This window comes from Vibrio sp. 1CM24A, from assembly GCF_023161725.1.
Lineage (GTDB): Bacteria > Pseudomonadota > Gammaproteobacteria > Enterobacterales > Vibrionaceae > Vibrio > Vibrio coralliirubri.
In genome coordinates, this window is record NZ_JALNTS010000005.1 from 94,699 (window position 1) to 111,464 (window position 16,766).

Genomic DNA, 16,766 nt, shown 5'->3' on the forward strand with positions numbered 1-16,766 from the left:
TTTACTTAAATTTGATTTTATGACGCACCAATACTCAGACATCATCGATATTTTCAATCAAACCTTTTTCGAGAGCTACAATACTAAGCTCGAACTGGGTGCAGACGAACCTATTTACCTGCCAGCCGACGAACAGATTTCTCATCACCGTATCGTTTTTGCTCGCGGTTTTTACGCGTCAGCCCTACACGAAATAGCACACTGGTGTGTCGCTGGGCCTGAGCGTCGTTTGTTGGAAGATTTTGGCTATTGGTATGAGCCTGATGGTCGAACTGAGACGGTTCAAGCTGAGTTTGAAAAAGTAGAAATTCGCCCACAAGCGTATGAATGGATCATTGCGATGAGTGCGGGCTTTCCTTTTAATGTTAGCTGTGACAATCTACACGGCGATTTTGAGCCAGATCGTTTGGCCTTTATGAATAAAGTACACAGTGAAGTCATGGGTATCTTTGAAGCTGGTCTTCCGCCTCGCGTGAAAATGCTCTCTGAAGCATTACGCAGCTTCTACGATGTAGAACCTTTATGTACTAGCCAATTTATTGTGAAATAAGAGAATATTATGATTATCGAATTTGAAGAAAAACTACTTGAAGTAATTGATGCTCGCATTGAAAATGCATCAGACGATGAACTGTTTGCTGGTGGTTACTTACGTGGTCATATTTCTCTTTCAGTGGCTTCATGTGAAGAAGAAGGCATTGAAGATGTGGCTGAAGTAAAAGCTCGTATTGAACAGAGCCTAGACGACGCTCGCTCTGAACTAACACCAGCAGACCGCACTATCGTTAATGACCTTTGGGTTGAGCTACAAAACCAAGCTTAATCGCTAACTATTTATCACTATCCGCTCAGTCCCTTCCTTTCCATTTTGCTGAGCGAACTGGTTTATTTGAGACTCGTTCGAAATTTTTGAATGAGTCCGTTCATTTCTTGTGATGGTTCCATTTTCTTACTACGTTATTCTAATCCCACTTAACGGAATTACAGAAAAGGTCACATCATGAAAGTTATCGCATTTGGCGCAAGCACAAGTTCTACCTCAATCAACAAAACACTAGCAACTTACGCAGCAAACTTGATTGAAGGTGCTGAAGTTAAAGTCCTAGACATCAACGATTACAATGTTCCTATGTTCAGTGAAGATACTGAAAAAGAGATTGGCCAAGCGGAAGGCGCTCAAGCATTCTTGCGCGACCTAGCTGAAGCTGATGCGTTTGTTATCTCGTTCGCAGAACACAATGGTCACTACCCAGCAGCGTACAAAAACCTATTTGATTGGGCGACACGCATTGAGCGTTCAGTATTTGGCGAGAAGCCAGCGGTTTACCTAGCGACTTCACCGGGCCCTGGCGGTGCACAAGCGGTACTTGGCGCAGCAACAGGTTCTGCACCTTACTTCGGTGGCAACGTGCAAGCGTCAGTTTCAGTACCAAGCTTCTACGATAACTTTGATTTTGAATCTGGTTCTATCAGCAACGAAGAGATCGCTCTACAGATTAAAGACGCGGTTGCTAAGCTGTAAATACTGCTCCGTTTAGAACATCAGTTTAGATCAACACGAACAACAAAAAGCCCGAGGGACATAATGTCGCTCGGGCTTTTTAGCTTTTAACTTATTAGTTCAAGATATTCAGAAATTTCAGATGTTCAGAATAGCTGAACTAGAAACTACGGCTTTGATTTAGAATGCTTGTCAGCAACCCATCCAGCCGTTAATGCCTTACCTTTACGCAGTCTGCGTACCCACATTCGACTTGGGTGAATCGCCTCAAGCACATCAACAGGCAAGGGCAGCGGATCGCCACAGATCTGTGATGCTAACACTTCGGCCAATAATGGTGCAGAGCTCAAGCCACGTGAGCCTAGCCCGATAAAGCAGTATAGGTTAGGGAAGCTTGTTACCGTTTCAACATCCTCAACCGAGTCACGCTGCGGGTTGAAGTTGTGCAGGTCTTGGTACTGCTCCTTAATGGCTTCAAAGTCACCAACGTTTCCGACAAACGGAAGGTGGTCACGGCTTACGCTTCGGATACCTTGGCGCGCTAAGTTGTCACTGGTGTCGACATCTTTTGTCCATGCTTGGTCTGGTAACGACCCATGTAGGCGCTCGCCATTGTGCTGCTGAACCTCAATATCAAATTCTTGATCGATATTGGTTTTGTCGTAGTTCGCACCAATACAGTGATGACCATTGTTTGGATTCTGTGGCGTCAGGTAGCCATCAAAGCACAACACGGTTTTTAGCTGGCTGAGATTTTCCGTGGTCGGAATATGGCTCACTTGCCCTTTAACTGGCGTCAGAGGTACTGGCTGAGTTTGTTCAAACTGAATGAACTTGTGTCCATTCGCGACAACCACTTGGTCGTGTTTGGTTTGAATCTCACCTTGAGGTGTCTCAATCGTCAGTAACCATTGTTGTTCAGCTTCGAGCCACTCAAGTTGTGTTACTTGATGTTGATAGTGTGCGCTCACTTGGTTGCTCTCTTCTAGCTTGCCAATCAAGCCTTGAGTCAGTTGAAGAGGGCTTAGCCAACCACCCAGAGGAAAGTAAACACTCTCTTTATCGACCGGTAAGCCAATCTTTTCGTTGGCTTGCTCTGGCGATAAACGCTGAATTAGGTCGGTGTGGAAGTTGCCTTCCAACATGCGGTTGAGCTTTTTAGTGGAGCCTTGATCCCACATCAAGATGTTCACGCCACACCAGCTGTGATCAAATTGGATAGACTGAGCCGCTTGATTAATAAATTGACGAGCAAACAGTAACCCTGGGCCAAATACGCGAGACACGTTCGAGGTCGCTTCACTCAATAACGGGTAAATCGCACCTTGGTTGTTACCCGAGGCATTGCCCGCAGCTTGTGGGTGTTCACAGTAAAGGGTGATATTTTTACCACGACGGCTTAGCGTTTTGGCTAATACAGCACTGGCTACACCACCACCAATGATCGCAATGTCTTGTGATTCACTGTGTTTAGAAAGGTCATACCAAGGTTTTATGTTGGTATGAGCCTGCTTTTCGCCAAGTCGGCCGGCAATCATTTCTCGCTTAGTACCAAAGCCTTTAACCTTTTTCATTTCAAAGCCAGCTTCAATTAAGCCACGGCGAACAAAGCCAGCAGCGGTGAAAGTGGCGCAACTACAATCTTGCTTAGCGAGCTTGGCCATGCCGTTGAATAGGTTTTGATTCCACATCTCTGGGTTCTTGCTCGGAGCAAAACCATCTAAGAACCAAGCATCAACCAAACCTTCACGTGGGGTTGGTACGTTAGGCATGCAATCTTTAATATCGCCAAACCACAAATCAAGCGTGATTGCACCGTCGCCCAGCACAATGCGGTGACACTCAGGTAGAGCGATAGGGTAGTGTTCTTGGAGTTGCGTCGCATACTCGGCTAATTCTGGCCACGATTGGTGCGCTTTGATGAGATCCTCTTTATTTAAAGGATATTTTTCAAAACTGATGAAATGTAACTCTTTGGTCATCGCTTGTGGGCTATCTTTAAGAAAAGCATCGAACCATTGCCAAACTGCAAGAAAGTTCAAACCTGTGCCAAAGCCGGTTTCAGCAATCACAAAGCGGCGTTGTTCATGTTCAAGCCAACGCTCTGGAAGGTGGTTTTGCTTTAAAAAGACGTAGCGAGTTTCTTCTAAACCGTTAACATTGGAAAAGTAAACGTCGTCAAATTGGTCTGAAACTGGCGTGCCAGACTCATTCCATTCCAGTTCTGCATTAGTAATTGAAGTCATAAAATCTATCATTTTGTGATTTGAAGCGATATGTTGGTAGGGATTGTACGAATTTCTAGGAAAGCTGACCACTTTTGTTAGGCTTCTTAGTTATCATCTAGCTGAATTTAGAATTATAGGAATGTCACATGAAACGAGTCGTAATCACCGGTATGGGTATTGTTTCAAGTATCGGTAACAACGTCGAAGAAGTTTTAGCATCACTGAAAGAGGGTAAATCTGGTATTACCGCTTCAGAGCAGTTCAAGGAAAATGGCTTGCGCTCTCAAGTATGGGGTAACCTAAAAATGAACCCTGCTGACCATATCGATCGCAAAAAAATGCGCTTTATGGGTGATGCAGCGGCATTCGCTTATCTTTCAATGGAGCAAGCAATTGCTGATTCTGGTTTAACTGAAGATCAAGTATCTAATGACCGCACGGGTATCGTTGCGGGTTCAGGTGGTGCTTCATCTCTAAACCAAGTAAACGCGGTAGACATCATCCGTGAGAAAGGCGTGAAGCGCGTTGGTCCATACATGGTGCCACGTACAATGGCTTCTACGGTTTCTGCTTGTCTTGCTACACCATTCAAAATCCGTGGCGTGAACTACTCTATGAGTTCTGCATGTGCGACATCTGCACACTGTATTGGTCACGCAATGGAGCTTATCCAACTGGGTAAACAAGACGTTGTATTTGCTGGTGGCGGTGAAGAGCTGGATTGGTCTCTGACTATGATGTTCGACGCAATGGGCGCACTTTCTACTAAGTACAACGACACTCCAGAACTTGCTTCTCGTACCTACGATGCTGACCGTGACGGTTTCGTTATCTCTGGTGGCGGCGGCATGCTAGTTATCGAAGAACTTGAGCACGCAGTTGCTCGTGGCGCAAAAATTTACGGCGAGATCGTGGGTTACGGCGCAACTTCAGATGGCTACGACATGGTTGCTCCTTCTGGTGAAGGTGCGGTTCGTTGTATGAAGATGGCAATGCAAAACGTTGATGGCGTTGACTACGTGAACACTCACGGTACTTCAACTCCAGTTGGTGACGTTAAAGAGCTAGGCGCTATCCAAGAAGTATTTGGTGGCAACAGCCCAGCAATTTCTGCAACTAAAGCGATGACAGGTCACGCTCTAGGTGCTGCTGGCGTACACGAAGCTATTTACTCAACGCTAATGCTAGATAACGGCTTTATCGCTCCAAGCATCAACGTTTCGAACCTAGACGAAGCTGCTGCTGGCCTAGACATCGTAACTGAAGCTCGTGATCAAGAGTTAACTACAGTTATGTCTAACAGTTTTGGTTTCGGCGGTACGAACGCAACGCTAGTAATCAAAAAGTACCAAGCTTAACTTAAGCTTGAGTTACAGAGACAAGGTTAATCGTTAAAGGGTTGCGCTAGTGCCGATTCAACACGCACAGGTCACCCAGTAATAATGACCATCAGAACAAAGTTTTTAGACATAGGTTGGTAAACGTGTTTTTTGAACATAGTTTTTAAATCTGGGTTTAGAAATTGAAAGGTTTCCAGAGCTTGACCAGTACTGACCTTGGTTAGTACTGGTTGAACAGACGCAAGACTCTGTCTCCTGGAGAGCGAGATAGGATCCTTTTGTTCTGGATGTTTGCCCGATTGTTTATTCAATCGGGCATTTTTCGTTTTAGCCGTTTGATATTTGGGTATGGAATCTTATGCCTGTTGTTTGTGCAGACTCAGTGATTCAGCCCTTTATTTATAATGTATTCCAATTGCTACTCGACACCGTGTGTGGAATTTTGCACAATCATTTCAATTCACATTTAGGTCGATAGACCCCAACAAAAGTACTCGCCAAATGAAAATCTTAATCGACGAAAATATGCCTTACGCTGAAGCGCTTTTTAGCCAGCTAGGGGAAGTGACAATGAAGTCTGGTCGCACATTAACAGCTGACGACCTAGTTGACGTAGACGCATTGATGATTCGCTCTGTTACCAAGGTAAACGAGTCATTGATCAGCAAAGCCAATAAGCTGAAGTTTGTCGGTACTGCGACCGCTGGTATGGATCATGTTGACCAAGAATTGATGAAAGAGCGTGGTATTTTCTTTACTGCGGCGCCTGGCTGTAACAAGGTGGGTGTTGCTGAGTACGCGTTCAGTGCGATGATGGTGCTTGCGCAGCAACAAGGCTTCTCTGTTTTTGATAAAACGGTTGGTATTATCGGCTGTGGTCAAGTGGGCAGTTACTTAGCGAAGTGCCTAGAAGGCATTGGTATTAAAGTTCTGCTGAACGATCCTCTAAAACAACAAGAGGGTGACACTCGCGAATTTACTGATTTAGAGGCTCTGCTTGAGCAATCAGACGTTATTACATTACACACACCGATCACTAAGACAGGTGAGTTTCCAACGCATCACTTAATCAGTGAGCAAGTGCTGAACAACTTACGTGCTGATCAAATTCTGATTAATGCAGCTCGCGGTCCTGTGGTTGATAACCAAGCGCTAAAAGCTCGCCTGCAAAAAAACGATGGTTTTACCGCAGTGCTTGATGTGTTTGAGTTTGAACCTGAAGTCGACTTTGAGCTTCTTCCGTTACTCGCTTTTGCGACTCCTCACGTAGCGGGCTACGGTTTAGAGGGTAAAGCGCGTGGTACCACGATGATCTTCAACAGCTATTGTGAGTTTTTAGGTACTGAACAGCGTGCTTATGCGAGCGACTTATTGCCGACAGCGCCTGTACCTCAAATGAAATTAGATAGAGCTTGGGATGAAGCAACACTGCACAATTTGACTCAGTTGATCTATGATGTGCGCAAAGACGACGCCTTATTCCGTCGCAATATCGTTACGCCGGGTTCTTTTGACAAGATGCGTAAAGAATATTGGGACCGCAGAGAGTACAGTGCAGTCGAGTTAACGGGCGACGAATCTTGTAATTTAACGCCGTTATCTAAACTCGGTTTTATGGTAAAGCCAACTTTATAAAAGAGAGAAACAATGAGCCAAGAATTTAATATTGCTATTTTAGGTGCGACTGGTGCGGTTGGTGAAACCATTCTTGAAGTACTTAAAGAGCGTAAATTCCCTGTCGGTGAACTGCACTTACTAGCAAGTGAACGTAGTGAAGGCAAAACTTCCCGTTTTAACGGCAAAACAATACAAGTACAAAACGTAGAAGACTTCGATTGGTCTCAAGTACATATTGCGTTTTTCTCTGCAGGTAGTGAGCTTTCAGAGCGTTGGGCTCCAATTGCGGCTGATGAAGGTGTGGTTGTTATCGATAACACATCACGTTTCCGTTACGAATACGATGTTCCCCTGGTTGTGCCAGAAGTGAACCCTGAAGCAATTGCTGAATTCCGTAACCGTAACATCATCGCGAACCCTAACTGCTCGACTATCCAAATGGTAGTAGCGCTAAAACCAATTCACGATGAAGTGGGCCTTGAGCGTATTAACGTTTCAACTTACCAATCTGTGTCTGGTGCAGGTAAGCCAGGTATCGATGAGCTAGCGGGTCAAACGGCTAAGCTTCTTAACGGTATGCCAGCTGAAAATTCAGCGTTCTCACAGCAGATCGCTTTCAACTGTATCCCTCAAATCGATGAATTTACAGAGAACGGCTACACGCGTGAAGAGATGAAGATGGTTTGGGAAACTCAAAAAATCTTTGCTGACTCTTCAATCACAGTGAACCCGACTTGTGTTCGTGTACCAGTATTCTACGGTCACGCAGAATCTCTACACATTGAAACTCGCGCACCAATCGGTGCAGAGCAAGTGGTTCAGCTTCTAGAGAACACAGAAGGTGTTGAAGTATTCCAAGCGCTAGACTTCCCAACTCAAGTTCGTGATGCTGGTGGTAAAGACCACGTAATGGTTGGTCGTATTCGTAACGACATCAGCCATCACAGCGGCGTGAACATGTGGGTTGTCGCTGATAACGTTCGTAAAGGCGCAGCAACAAACGCAGTTCAAATCGCTGAAGTTCTGATTCGCGATTACTTCTAAGCTTTATTGCTTTGATAAACAAGCCTCACTCTTTAGTGGGGCTTTTTTAATCGATTAAAAATATTGTTAGTCAAATTGTGTGAAATTGCTGCGAATATTGTTGCTGCAACACATTTTTTGTTTTCATCTCTATAGTTTTACGTCATTTATCCGATATATTTAATAGATCATCACTTTTCCGAATTTAAGCACCTAGCTGAGCCTTTTATGTTTCAAATTTTCAAGCCGTGGTTAATGCCTTTTGCCTTTATCCTTGCGACTCAGATTTCCGTTGTTCGTGCAGATTCCATTCGAGTTGTAGGGCCTAATGGCCAGATACAATCAGCGCCTACGTTTTCAGAACCTCTTCAAAGAGCGCAATCGAATAGCGCTGAGCCTTCACGTTTCTATGGTCCAACTCGCGGCTCAGAAACATTGTGGTCTATTGCTTCAAAGTTACGCCCTGATAACTCCGTGTCAGTCCAACAAACCCTGTTGGCTATTTATCGCTTAAACCCACAAGCGTTTGAAAATCAGAATATCCATAGCCTGCTGCCTGCCAGTAATTTACGTGTGCCTTCTTTAGAGCAAGCACGTGCAAGCTCCACACAGCAAGCTATCAACATCATGAACTCACATCTTGCTAAGCTTGATGCTCCCGCAAGTAAGCCTGTCGCTTCAAAACCCAAAGCGCCGAGTTCTGATGCAAAAAATGTTGCTCCTGCTAAGCAAGTAAGCACTACTGAAACCGCTAAAAAGCTATTGTCTACAACTCAATCCTCTCTAGCTCAATCTGCACCAACCCAAGAGATGAACAAGTTAGAGAAGCAGCTAGAGCTTTCAGAAACTGAACTGTTGTCACTTGAAGAGAAAAATCACCAACTTCGTTTGATGTTATCGAATGTTCAATCGGAAGTGGATGAGCTAAAAACTGAGCTCAGTGATGAAGATCGCATTCGTAGTGAAGTGGAAAAACTGCTTGATGAAGAGCGCAGAAAGAACGCTGAAATTGAAAAAATGGCACCAAGTGCCATGGACGAACTGTTATCGAATGGTTGGTTAGTGGCGGCTCTAGCGATTATTCCAGGCCTGCTCATTGGTTTGATCGTTGTGATGCTGTTGGGTCGTCGTTCTAAAAATGATGAGCAACAGCAGACGACTCAAGAACAACCGCTCCAGCCAGAACCAAGCACCGTTGCGCCTATTACATTGGGCGACGAGATGGATGACCTTAACGAGCTGTCTTTAGACGATGACTTGTTTGGTACGGAAGATGACGCCAACAAGTTGTTTGACGATCAAGCGCTAGCGGAGGAAGACGATGTCTTTGCTGGTTTAGATGAATCTGATCTTGATTTCAATTTAGATGGTGAAGACGATGACCCGTTTGCTAGCATTGGCGAAAACGGCGATTTAGACACCAACTTCGACGATCTAGACTTAGACAGCAGCAACGGCATTAGTGTTAATGGCGAAGAGAAGGCGCTTGGTCTTGAAGAGATGGAGCGTGCGCTAGACAAAACTGCGGAAAGCGCCGTCGATACTGATGATGTCGACTTCGACCTTTCTGATGATAACGCAATGTCTGCTGATGACATTGAAGCTTTACTATCTCAAGAGTCTGAAACTGAAGATCTCGGTTCCAACGAGCTAGACCAATCTTTATTAGATGATCTGTTTGCTCTTGATGACGGAGATGATGATAGCTTCGATATTGATGCTCTGATTTCGGAAGAGCAAAGTGATTCGCCTTCTAGCACTGAAACACCAGCAAGCGATGATTTTGACATCGATGCGCTTATCTCTGAGCAACAAAGTGAGACTAAGCCTGCTGATTTGAGCAATGACGACTTTGATATTGATGCTCTAATCTCTGAACAACAGTCCCCTGAGCCAGCTTCACCGACAGCGAATGATGATATTGATGACATCTTTGCCCAGGTTGCCGCTCAGAACGATCAAGCGAATAACCCTTTCAACCTCGATAGCGACGATGAGATTGCCACTAACCTAAACAGTGGTTTGGCGTCTGATGATGATATCGAAAACATTCTGTCTCAGTTCGATAAGCCCATCGTTAATGAAGAACCTCAAGACAGCGTTGATCTGCTTGATGAGCAACTGGCAGGCGATGACGTAGACCTAAGTAACTCGACAGACCTTCTTGATGAGATGCTAGGGGACGATTCGGATGATGAGTCTGAAAGCGAACCTCTTGGCTTTGATTCTCTGTCTGAGCTTGAAGAGCTTTCTGGCCTATCGAGCGATGATGATCTAAACATTGCGGAAGATAGCACGGAAACTTTAGATGAATTGATAGGTGATTCTGACGATGATGATTTCGAACTTGACGCCGAAAGTACCGACTTACTGGATGACTTCCTTGATAGTGAATTGTCAGATGATGAGCTTTCAGCGGATGCACCAAAATCAGAATCTCTAGACCCGTTTGATGACTTACTGACAAGTGGCATTGAAGACGAGCTTGAATCTGAAGATAAGACATTTGATAAAGAGTTAGATGCAGCCTTTGGTTTTGACAACGTCAACGATGAGCCTGAAAAGGACTCAGACGTTGAGCTTACTCCGTTAACCTCGGAAACATCCGAAGTTGAGCCTGAGCAAGCATCGGACATTAGTGAAACACCACAACCTGAAGTCGTTACTGATGAATCGTTAGATTCTGAAATGACTCAAGAAAGTTCTGACATTAAGCCAGAAAATGATGAAGCCTTTAATCGTGATGGTTTTATCGATGATTTGTTCGGTGTCGCACCGGCAACGGATGCTTTGCTTGATGAGTTAATGACTTCTGATGACAATGATTTGTTTCCAGCGATAGAAGAGCCTGTTGAACCATCAATTGACAATACGGTTGAACCAGAGCAAGCGCCTCTTTCAAGCAGCAACGAAGTATCAGCGGAAGAAAGCGCATCATCGGTTGAAGATGATGAATTGGATATCGACTCGCTGTTATCTGAGAATTCTGATTTTGATAAACCAGATTTTGAAGAGCGAGTTCAAGAACAAATCGCACAACCAGAACCAGAACCAAAAGAAACCGACATACAAGAACAAACTTCGCCATCCTCTTTAAATGATATCTCTGAAGATGAAGAAGATACGGTTGAAGACTGGTTAGCTGAAGCCATCGACGATGTAGAGTCGCCAGCGAACGTTACCTCTGATTTTGACTTTGAACCGAAAATCCAAGGTAGCGATCAGCTTGAAGATGTCGTTGAATCCTTGCCAGAGCCAGAGCCAGAGCCAGAGCCAGAGCCAGAGCCAGAGCCAGAGCCAGAGCCAGAGCCAGTTCGTGCTGCAAACATGCCAGAGATCATTCCGAATGAATTTGGTGTGCCACAAGACGATGATTGGCTGATTGAAGATGAGGCGTCTGAACCAGAAGCATTAGCGGAAACTGACGTAACACCAGAGCTAGTTACACCAGTCGCTGAACCTCAGTTAGATGCTGAACCGCAAGTTGAAGCTACACCACAAGCGGAAGTAGCAGAACAAGCTGAAGTTCTAGGACAAGAAGGCGAAGAAGAATTCTCGTTTGATGACTTTGAATTGCCAGAGTTTAGTGAAGAAGACGCACTAGCGGAAGCCGATGCTGAATCAACACCAGAACCAGTAACGCCAGCTATTGATGCTCAACCAAGTGTTGAACCTCAAACTGAAGCCCAAGTTAAAGCTCAGGGGCAAGACGACGAAGAGTTTTCGTTTGATGATTTCGAGTTACCAGAGTTTGGTGAAGAAGACGCACTAGCGGAAGCTGATGCTGAATCAACACCTGAACCAATAACGCCAGCTATTGATGCTCAACCAAGTGTTGAATCACAACCTACCGCTGAGCCTCAGCTAGATGCCGCACCAAAGGCTGATACTGCGCAACCAGAAAGCGAAGAAGAGTTCTCATTCGATGACTTCGAACTTCCAGAGTTTGGTGAAGACGATGCGTTAGCGGAAGTGGTGAGTGAACCAGATGAAGCGCAGCTAGAGCAAGACTTAGCGCCTGACACCGAGAAGTTCGAGTTCGATGACCTTGAGCTTCCTGAGTACGATGAAGAAAGCGCAAAAGCGGACTCTGTTTTAGATGATATTGAGCAAAGCAATGCTGAGCCGGTAGCGGAAGACCAAGGCGTAGAGTTTGATGAGTTTGATTTACCGGAATACGGTGAAGACGAAGCCATCTCCGATGCGTTTGCAGAGAAGCCAACACCACTGACTTCTTTCAGCCCACAAGGCGAAGAGCAAGATGCGTTGCATGATTTGTTCTCAAATCCGCAGAGCTACAGTCAGGCTGGTGATTTCTCGAACGCTGAAGACTCTGAACCGGCTGGTTTTTCACAGCCAGAACAATCACTGAGCGCGGCTTCAGAGCCAAACTCAACGCCTGCAGCGGTTCAAGACGAGCCACTAGAAGGCTTTGATGACTTTGATGAGACAGCATTAGCTGAGTTGCTTTCTGAAGATGTTCAAGACTCTGTCGATAACATGTTTGATAAGCCATTGGACGCAACTTCGATTGATAGCGCAGGGCTAGATATTGACGCCATGCTTGAAGTTGGCGGCGAAGACTGGAAAGGCTTTAACCTAGCACCAGAGCAACAATCGAGCATGCATAATGATGTGCCTGATGACCAACAAGAGATTTGGGCATCGGCTGAGCAGCAAGCTGAACCGAAAATCAAAGAAGAGAATTGGGCTCAACAAGACAACCTAACCGAATCAGGCAACAGTCGTGATAAGCAGTACATGACGATTGATGAACTGATGGCTCAAGTCGAGCAAGAAGGTGAAGAAGTCATTAACCCAGACGATGAAGAGCTTAAACTGGATGTTGGTCTAAACGAATTCCCTGATGTTATCGGTGATATTGGCAATTATGATGTCGACAGCAATGCAGAAGCTGCGGGTAAGCTTGATTTGGCCAAAATCTACATCGAGATGAGTGACTCGCAAGGGGCAATTAAGCTTCTAGAAGAGGCAATCGTTGATGGCAGCGATGATATTCGTCGAGAGGCAAAAAATCTTATCGATACGTTAAACGGTCGATAAATTTACAAATCAGAAAGGGTAGCGTTGGCTACCCTTTATTTTAAGGCGGTGCAGAGCACTATTGCTTGATTTGGTTTTTCAACAGCATCGTCTCGGTCTATGCTGATTGTTTATTAAAGTTTTAGCCCCATCCTATTTGGGCTAGCACTGATTTCCGTATATACTTCTCGCCCATTTTCAAAGAGAACAAGAACATGAAAATTGCTTTAGGTATTGAATATAACGGTACCCACTACTTTGGTTGGCAGCGCCAACGAGACGTGAAAAGTGTCCAAGAAGAATTGGAAAAGGCTCTTTCAGTTGTCGCGAATCACCCTGTAGAAGTTATGTGCGCAGGTCGTACAGATGCCGGTGTTCACGGTACGGGACAAGTCGTTCACTTTGAAACTAATGTCGATCGTAAAATGGTGGCATGGACAATGGGCGCGAATGCCAACATGCCGAAAGATATTGCGGTTCGTTGGGCGACAGAAGTGAATGAGGATTTCCATGCTCGTTTTTCTGCAACAGCTCGCCGTTATCGCTACATTATCTTTAACCATGCACTACGCCCAGGCATTTTGAATTCAGGTGTGAGCCATTATCATGGTCATCTTGATGAGAAAAAAATGCATGAAGCGGGTCAGTACTTACTTGGTGAGAATGACTTCACTTCGTTCAGGGCAACACATTGTCAATCTCGTAGCCCATGGAGAAACATGATTCACTTGAATGTGACTCGTCATGGACACTACATTGTGATCGATATTAAAGCGAATGCGTTTGTTCACCACATGGTGAGGAATATTACTGGTAGCCTTATTGCCGTAGGTAAAGGTGAGCAGAAACCAGAGTGGATCCAGTGGCTTTTAGAAGCTAAAGATCGAAAAGTAGCCGGCGCAACTGCAAAAGCGGAAGGTTTGTATCTGGTGGATGTTGATTATCCTGAACATTTTGAGCTACCACGAGAGCCAATTGGTCCTCTATTTTTACCGGATAATTTGAACTAAATGTGAGACTTAGGTTCAAAAATTATTACGGTTTAGTGCGTAAGATAGTCCCAGAAAATAGGTACAACCAGTTTTTTATCTACAGTCGCTGTTTTATGTGCTTTAATTCCCACGCATAATTCCCAAATTTATTTCTTTCGCAATCAAGCGGAAGAATCGAAACAAAAAGGTCTTCCATGAGTTGGCTTGAAAAGATTTTAGAAAAAAGCAACATCGTAACATCTCGTAAAGCGTCTATCCCTGAGGGTGTTTGGACTAAATGTACTTCTTGTGAGCAGGTTCTGTACCATGCTGAACTAGAGCGTAACCTAGAAGTATGTCCAAAATGTGACCATCACATGCGCATGAAAGCACGTCGCCGTCTGGATACATTCCTAGACAAAGGTGAGCGTGTTGAACTAGGTGCTGATCTTGAGCCACAAGACAAGCTGAAGTTTAAAGACTCTAAGCGTTACAAAGAACGTATCTCTGCTGCTCAAAAGAACAGTGGTGAAACAGACGCATTAGTTGCAATGAAAGGCGAACTATTGGGTTTACCTATCGTAGCGTGTGCTTTTGAATTCTCATTCATGGGCGGCTCAATGGGTTCTGTTGTTGGTGCTCGTTTCGTGAAAGCGGTAGATGCTGCTATCGAGAACAACTGTGGTTTAGTGTGTTTCTCTGCAAGTGGTGGTGCTCGTATGCAAGAGGCATTGATGTCTCTAATGCAAATGGCGAAAACCAGTGCTGCGCTTGAGCGTTTGTCTGCGAAAGGCCTACCGTTTGTTTCAGTCATGACTGATCCAACAATGGGTGGTGTTTCTGCAAGTTTGGCAATGCTTGGCGATATCAACATTGGTGAGCCAAAAGCACTGATCGGTTTTGCTGGACGTCGTGTAATCGAACAAACGGTACGTGAAGACCTTCCTGAAGGTTTCCAACGCAGTGAGTTCCTACTAGACCACGGTGCTATCGACATGATCGTTGACCGTCGTGAGATGCGTCAGCGCGTTGCAAGCCTTGTTGCTAAAATGACCAACCAGCCTTCACCATTAGTAGTTTCTGTGAACGATTCACCGAATGAAGCTACTTATGAAGTACCAGAAGCGCCAGAAAAAGGGTAAAGTACCTTCTAACAAACCAACTTTATTATGGTTATGAGTTAGATGAGTCAACAACCTATTCCTCAAGCCACATCCTCTTTGGAGATGTGGCTTGATTATTTATCAAACATCCACACAAGCGCTATTGATCTTGGATTAGACCGAGTTCAGGCCGTCGCCTCTAAGGCAAACCTCACCAAACCTGCTCAACATGTTATTACTGTTGCCGGAACCAATGGCAAAGGCTCAACATGTGCACTGATGGAAGCGATTCTATTGGACGCTGGTTACTCAGTTGGTGTCTACAGCTCTCCTCACTTAATTCGCTATAACGAACGTGTTCGTATCAACGGCCAAGATCTATCTGATGAAAAGATGGTTCAGTCTTTCGATTTCATTGAGAAAGAGCGTGGCGAAATCAGCCTGAGTTTTTTCGAATATGGCACTTTAGCGGCGTTACGTGCATTTCAAACTGAAGCGGTTGATGTTGTGCTTTTAGAAGTGGGTTTAGGCGGGCGCTTAGACGCGACCAATATCGTTGAGCATGATGTTTCTGTGATTACTAGTTTGGCTGTCGACCATGTTGACTGGCTAGGTGATGACATTAATGTGATTGGCTTTGAGAAAGCGGGCATTTATCGCAGCGGTAACCCCGCTATCTGTGGTCAACCCAAGCCACCAGCAACGGTTGCAGCGCACGCTGATGATATTAAGGCTGAGTTCTACCAAGTCGGTATTCAATACACTTATGATGTTGACGGTGATACGTGGAACTGGCGCAGTGGGGCATTCCAACTAGAATCACTACCTATTCCAAGCCTGCCGTTACCTAACGCGGCAACAGCATTAATGGCATTGGGCACATCAGAGCTTAGTATTAGTGACGTGAACGTGGTTAACGGCATGAAGAATGCGCAGCTTCCAGGGCGTATGCAGCAAATTAGCGAACAACCCGTGATTGTGCTGGATGTGGCGCACAACCCGCATTCTGCTGAATACTTTGCGCAGCAAGTTACGAAAAAGTATGCAGGTAAAAATTTACACGTTGTAGTCGCCATGCTTCATGACAAAGATATCCCAGCGACATTGGAAGTATTAGCGCCAATCGCAACTCATTGGTATCCAGCTTCATTGCAAGGGCCACGCGCTGCGACAGCCGCTGAACTGTGTCAAAGCCTACCAGAAGGCGTAGAACAGCATTCAAACCCTGTCACAGCTTTTGAAGCGGCTTTAGCTTCTGTTAAAGGTGACGATGTTGTGTTGGTTGTCGGTTCTTTCCATACCGTGGGTGAAGTGTTGGAGCATTGGCAGAAAAAAGGAAACTAAATGGCAAGTAAATTCCAAAGCCGATTAGTCGGCACCATCATTTTAGTGGCCATTGGCGTGATTGTATTACCCGATGTGCTAGATGGTAAGAAGCTCCACTATAAAGAAGAGTTTGCAAGCATTCCGATTAAGCCTGAGCTTGATAGTAATGTTGAAGTGTTTGAAGTACTCGATCCCGTTGAAGATCAGATAGCGCTACCAGATTCTCCGGTTGAGCAAGTGGTTGAAAGTGGTCGTACTGATAATTCAGATTCGCAAACGGCATCGGTTTCTGAAAAAGAAGCAGATAAAGTAGCAGTCGTGGTTAAGCCAGTACCGGAAAAAAATGAATACCAAGACAGTGCTTGGATTATTCAATTGATGGCTTTGAAGAATGCTGACAATGCAAAAAACGTTGTTAAGGATCTGCAAAAGCGTGGTTATCAGGCTCACACCAAGCAAGAAAAAACATTTACGCGAGTAATTATTGGCCCGGATGTCTCTAAATCCAAACTTGAGCGACAAATTAAGGAATTAGAAAAAATTACGGGTTCAAAAGGCCAATTGCTCAAATTTAAACCGTTAAATCCATAAGAAAACGTTTGCGTCAGCATTTT

12 protein-coding genes are annotated in these 16,766 nt (G+C 44.9%); 11 read left to right on the plus strand and 1 reads right to left on the minus strand.

Annotation, left to right across the window (positions count from 1 at the left end; all coding sequences use genetic code 11):
• Positions 1-19: 19 nt before the first annotated feature.
• The 3 genes from MSG38_RS12490 to MSG38_RS12500 all read left to right on the plus strand — a co-directional run bounded on the left by MSG38_RS12490 (position 20) and on the right by MSG38_RS12500 (position 1,522).
• Complete coding sequence (locus tag MSG38_RS12490) at positions 20-550, plus strand: elongation factor P hydroxylase (RefSeq protein ID WP_248401952.1); 531 nt, start codon at positions 20-22, stop codon at positions 548-550.
• Positions 551-559: 9 nt separating this feature from the next.
• Complete coding sequence (locus MSG38_RS12495; protein WP_017063425.1) at positions 560-823, plus strand: YfcL family protein; 264 nt, start codon at positions 560-562, stop codon at positions 821-823.
• A gap of 177 nt (positions 824-1,000) precedes the next feature.
• Entirely contained in the window at positions 1,001-1,522 is a 522-nt protein-coding gene (locus MSG38_RS12500; RefSeq protein ID WP_248401953.1) for an NADPH-dependent FMN reductase, read from the plus strand.
• Positions 1,523-1,668: 146 nt separating this feature from the next.
• Here MSG38_RS12500 and mnmC read toward each other — a convergent pair whose 3' ends face one another.
• The gene (gene mnmC / locus MSG38_RS12505; RefSeq protein ID WP_248401954.1) at positions 1,669-3,819 is read right to left on the minus strand and encodes a bifunctional tRNA (5-methylaminomethyl-2-thiouridine)(34)-methyltransferase MnmD/FAD-dependent 5-carboxymethylaminomethyl-2-thiouridine(34) oxidoreductase MnmC; all 2,151 of its coding nucleotides are present in this window, start codon (positions 3,817-3,819) and stop codon (positions 1,669-1,671) included.
• 56 nt (positions 3,820-3,875) lie between these two features.
• Here mnmC and fabB point away from each other — a divergent pair, with 56 nt between their 5' ends.
• The 8 genes from fabB (at position 3,876) to MSG38_RS12545 (ending at position 16,743) form a co-directional block, all read left to right on the plus strand.
• A complete protein-coding gene (gene fabB / locus MSG38_RS12510) occupies positions 3,876-5,087 on the plus strand; it encodes a beta-ketoacyl-ACP synthase I (protein WP_017062353.1) in 1,212 nt (403 codons plus the stop codon).
• Between the two features lie 483 nt (positions 5,088-5,570).
• Positions 5,571-6,704 (plus strand): 4-phosphoerythronate dehydrogenase, encoded by a 1,134-nt coding sequence (locus MSG38_RS12515; protein WP_248401955.1) that lies wholly within the window; start codon positions 5,571-5,573, stop codon positions 6,702-6,704.
• 12 nt (positions 6,705-6,716) lie between these two features.
• Positions 6,717-7,730 carry an aspartate-semialdehyde dehydrogenase gene (locus MSG38_RS12520; RefSeq protein ID WP_010436890.1) on the plus strand — a complete coding sequence of 338 codons (1,014 nt, stop codon included), beginning with the start codon at positions 6,717-6,719 and terminating at the stop codon, positions 7,728-7,730.
• Between the two features lie 207 nt (positions 7,731-7,937).
• A complete protein-coding gene (locus MSG38_RS12525; protein ID WP_248401956.1) occupies positions 7,938-12,773 on the plus strand; it encodes a FimV/HubP family polar landmark protein in 4,836 nt (1,611 codons plus the stop codon).
• A 194-nt stretch (positions 12,774-12,967) separates the two neighbouring features.
• The gene (gene truA / locus MSG38_RS12530; protein ID WP_004734161.1) at positions 12,968-13,762 is read left to right on the plus strand and encodes a tRNA pseudouridine(38-40) synthase TruA; all 795 of its coding nucleotides are present in this window, start codon (positions 12,968-12,970) and stop codon (positions 13,760-13,762) included.
• Between the two features lie 176 nt (positions 13,763-13,938).
• Positions 13,939-14,865: an acetyl-CoA carboxylase, carboxyltransferase subunit beta gene (gene accD, locus MSG38_RS12535; protein WP_017062348.1), complete on the plus strand. Its 927-nt coding sequence runs from the start codon at positions 13,939-13,941 to the stop codon at positions 14,863-14,865.
• A 42-nt stretch (positions 14,866-14,907) separates the two neighbouring features.
• Positions 14,908-16,170, plus strand: coding sequence for a bifunctional tetrahydrofolate synthase/dihydrofolate synthase (gene folC / locus MSG38_RS12540; protein WP_048611507.1), 1,263 nt, complete (start codon positions 14,908-14,910; stop codon positions 16,168-16,170).
• Positions 16,171-16,743, plus strand: coding sequence for an SPOR domain-containing protein (locus tag MSG38_RS12545; RefSeq protein WP_048611509.1), 573 nt, complete (start codon positions 16,171-16,173; stop codon positions 16,741-16,743).
• Positions 16,744-16,766 lie beyond the last annotated feature (23 nt).

Bases quoted from the DNA above. Each gene is read 5' to 3' on its own strand.
- MSG38_RS12490 (WP_248401952.1), top strand. From the start codon at position 20: ATGACGCACCAATACTCAGACATCATCGATATTTTCAATCAAACCTTT.
- MSG38_RS12545 (WP_048611509.1), top strand. From the start codon at position 16,171: ATGGCAAGTAAATTCCAAAGCCGATTAGTCGGCACCATCATTTTAGTG.
- fabB (WP_017062353.1), top strand. From the start codon at position 3,876: ATGAAACGAGTCGTAATCACCGGTATGGGTATTGTTTCAAGTATCGGT.
- accD (WP_017062348.1), top strand. From the start codon at position 13,939: ATGAGTTGGCTTGAAAAGATTTTAGAAAAAAGCAACATCGTAACATCT.
- MSG38_RS12515 (WP_248401955.1), top strand. From the start codon at position 5,571: ATGAAAATCTTAATCGACGAAAATATGCCTTACGCTGAAGCGCTTTTT.
- MSG38_RS12525 (WP_248401956.1), top strand. From the start codon at position 7,938: ATGTTTCAAATTTTCAAGCCGTGGTTAATGCCTTTTGCCTTTATCCTT.
- MSG38_RS12500 (WP_248401953.1), top strand. From the start codon at position 1,001: ATGAAAGTTATCGCATTTGGCGCAAGCACAAGTTCTACCTCAATCAAC.
- MSG38_RS12495 (WP_017063425.1), top strand. From the start codon at position 560: ATGATTATCGAATTTGAAGAAAAACTACTTGAAGTAATTGATGCTCGC.
- MSG38_RS12520 (WP_010436890.1), top strand. From the start codon at position 6,717: ATGAGCCAAGAATTTAATATTGCTATTTTAGGTGCGACTGGTGCGGTT.
- truA (WP_004734161.1), top strand. From the start codon at position 12,968: ATGAAAATTGCTTTAGGTATTGAATATAACGGTACCCACTACTTTGGT.
- folC (WP_048611507.1), top strand. From the start codon at position 14,908: ATGAGTCAACAACCTATTCCTCAAGCCACATCCTCTTTGGAGATGTGG.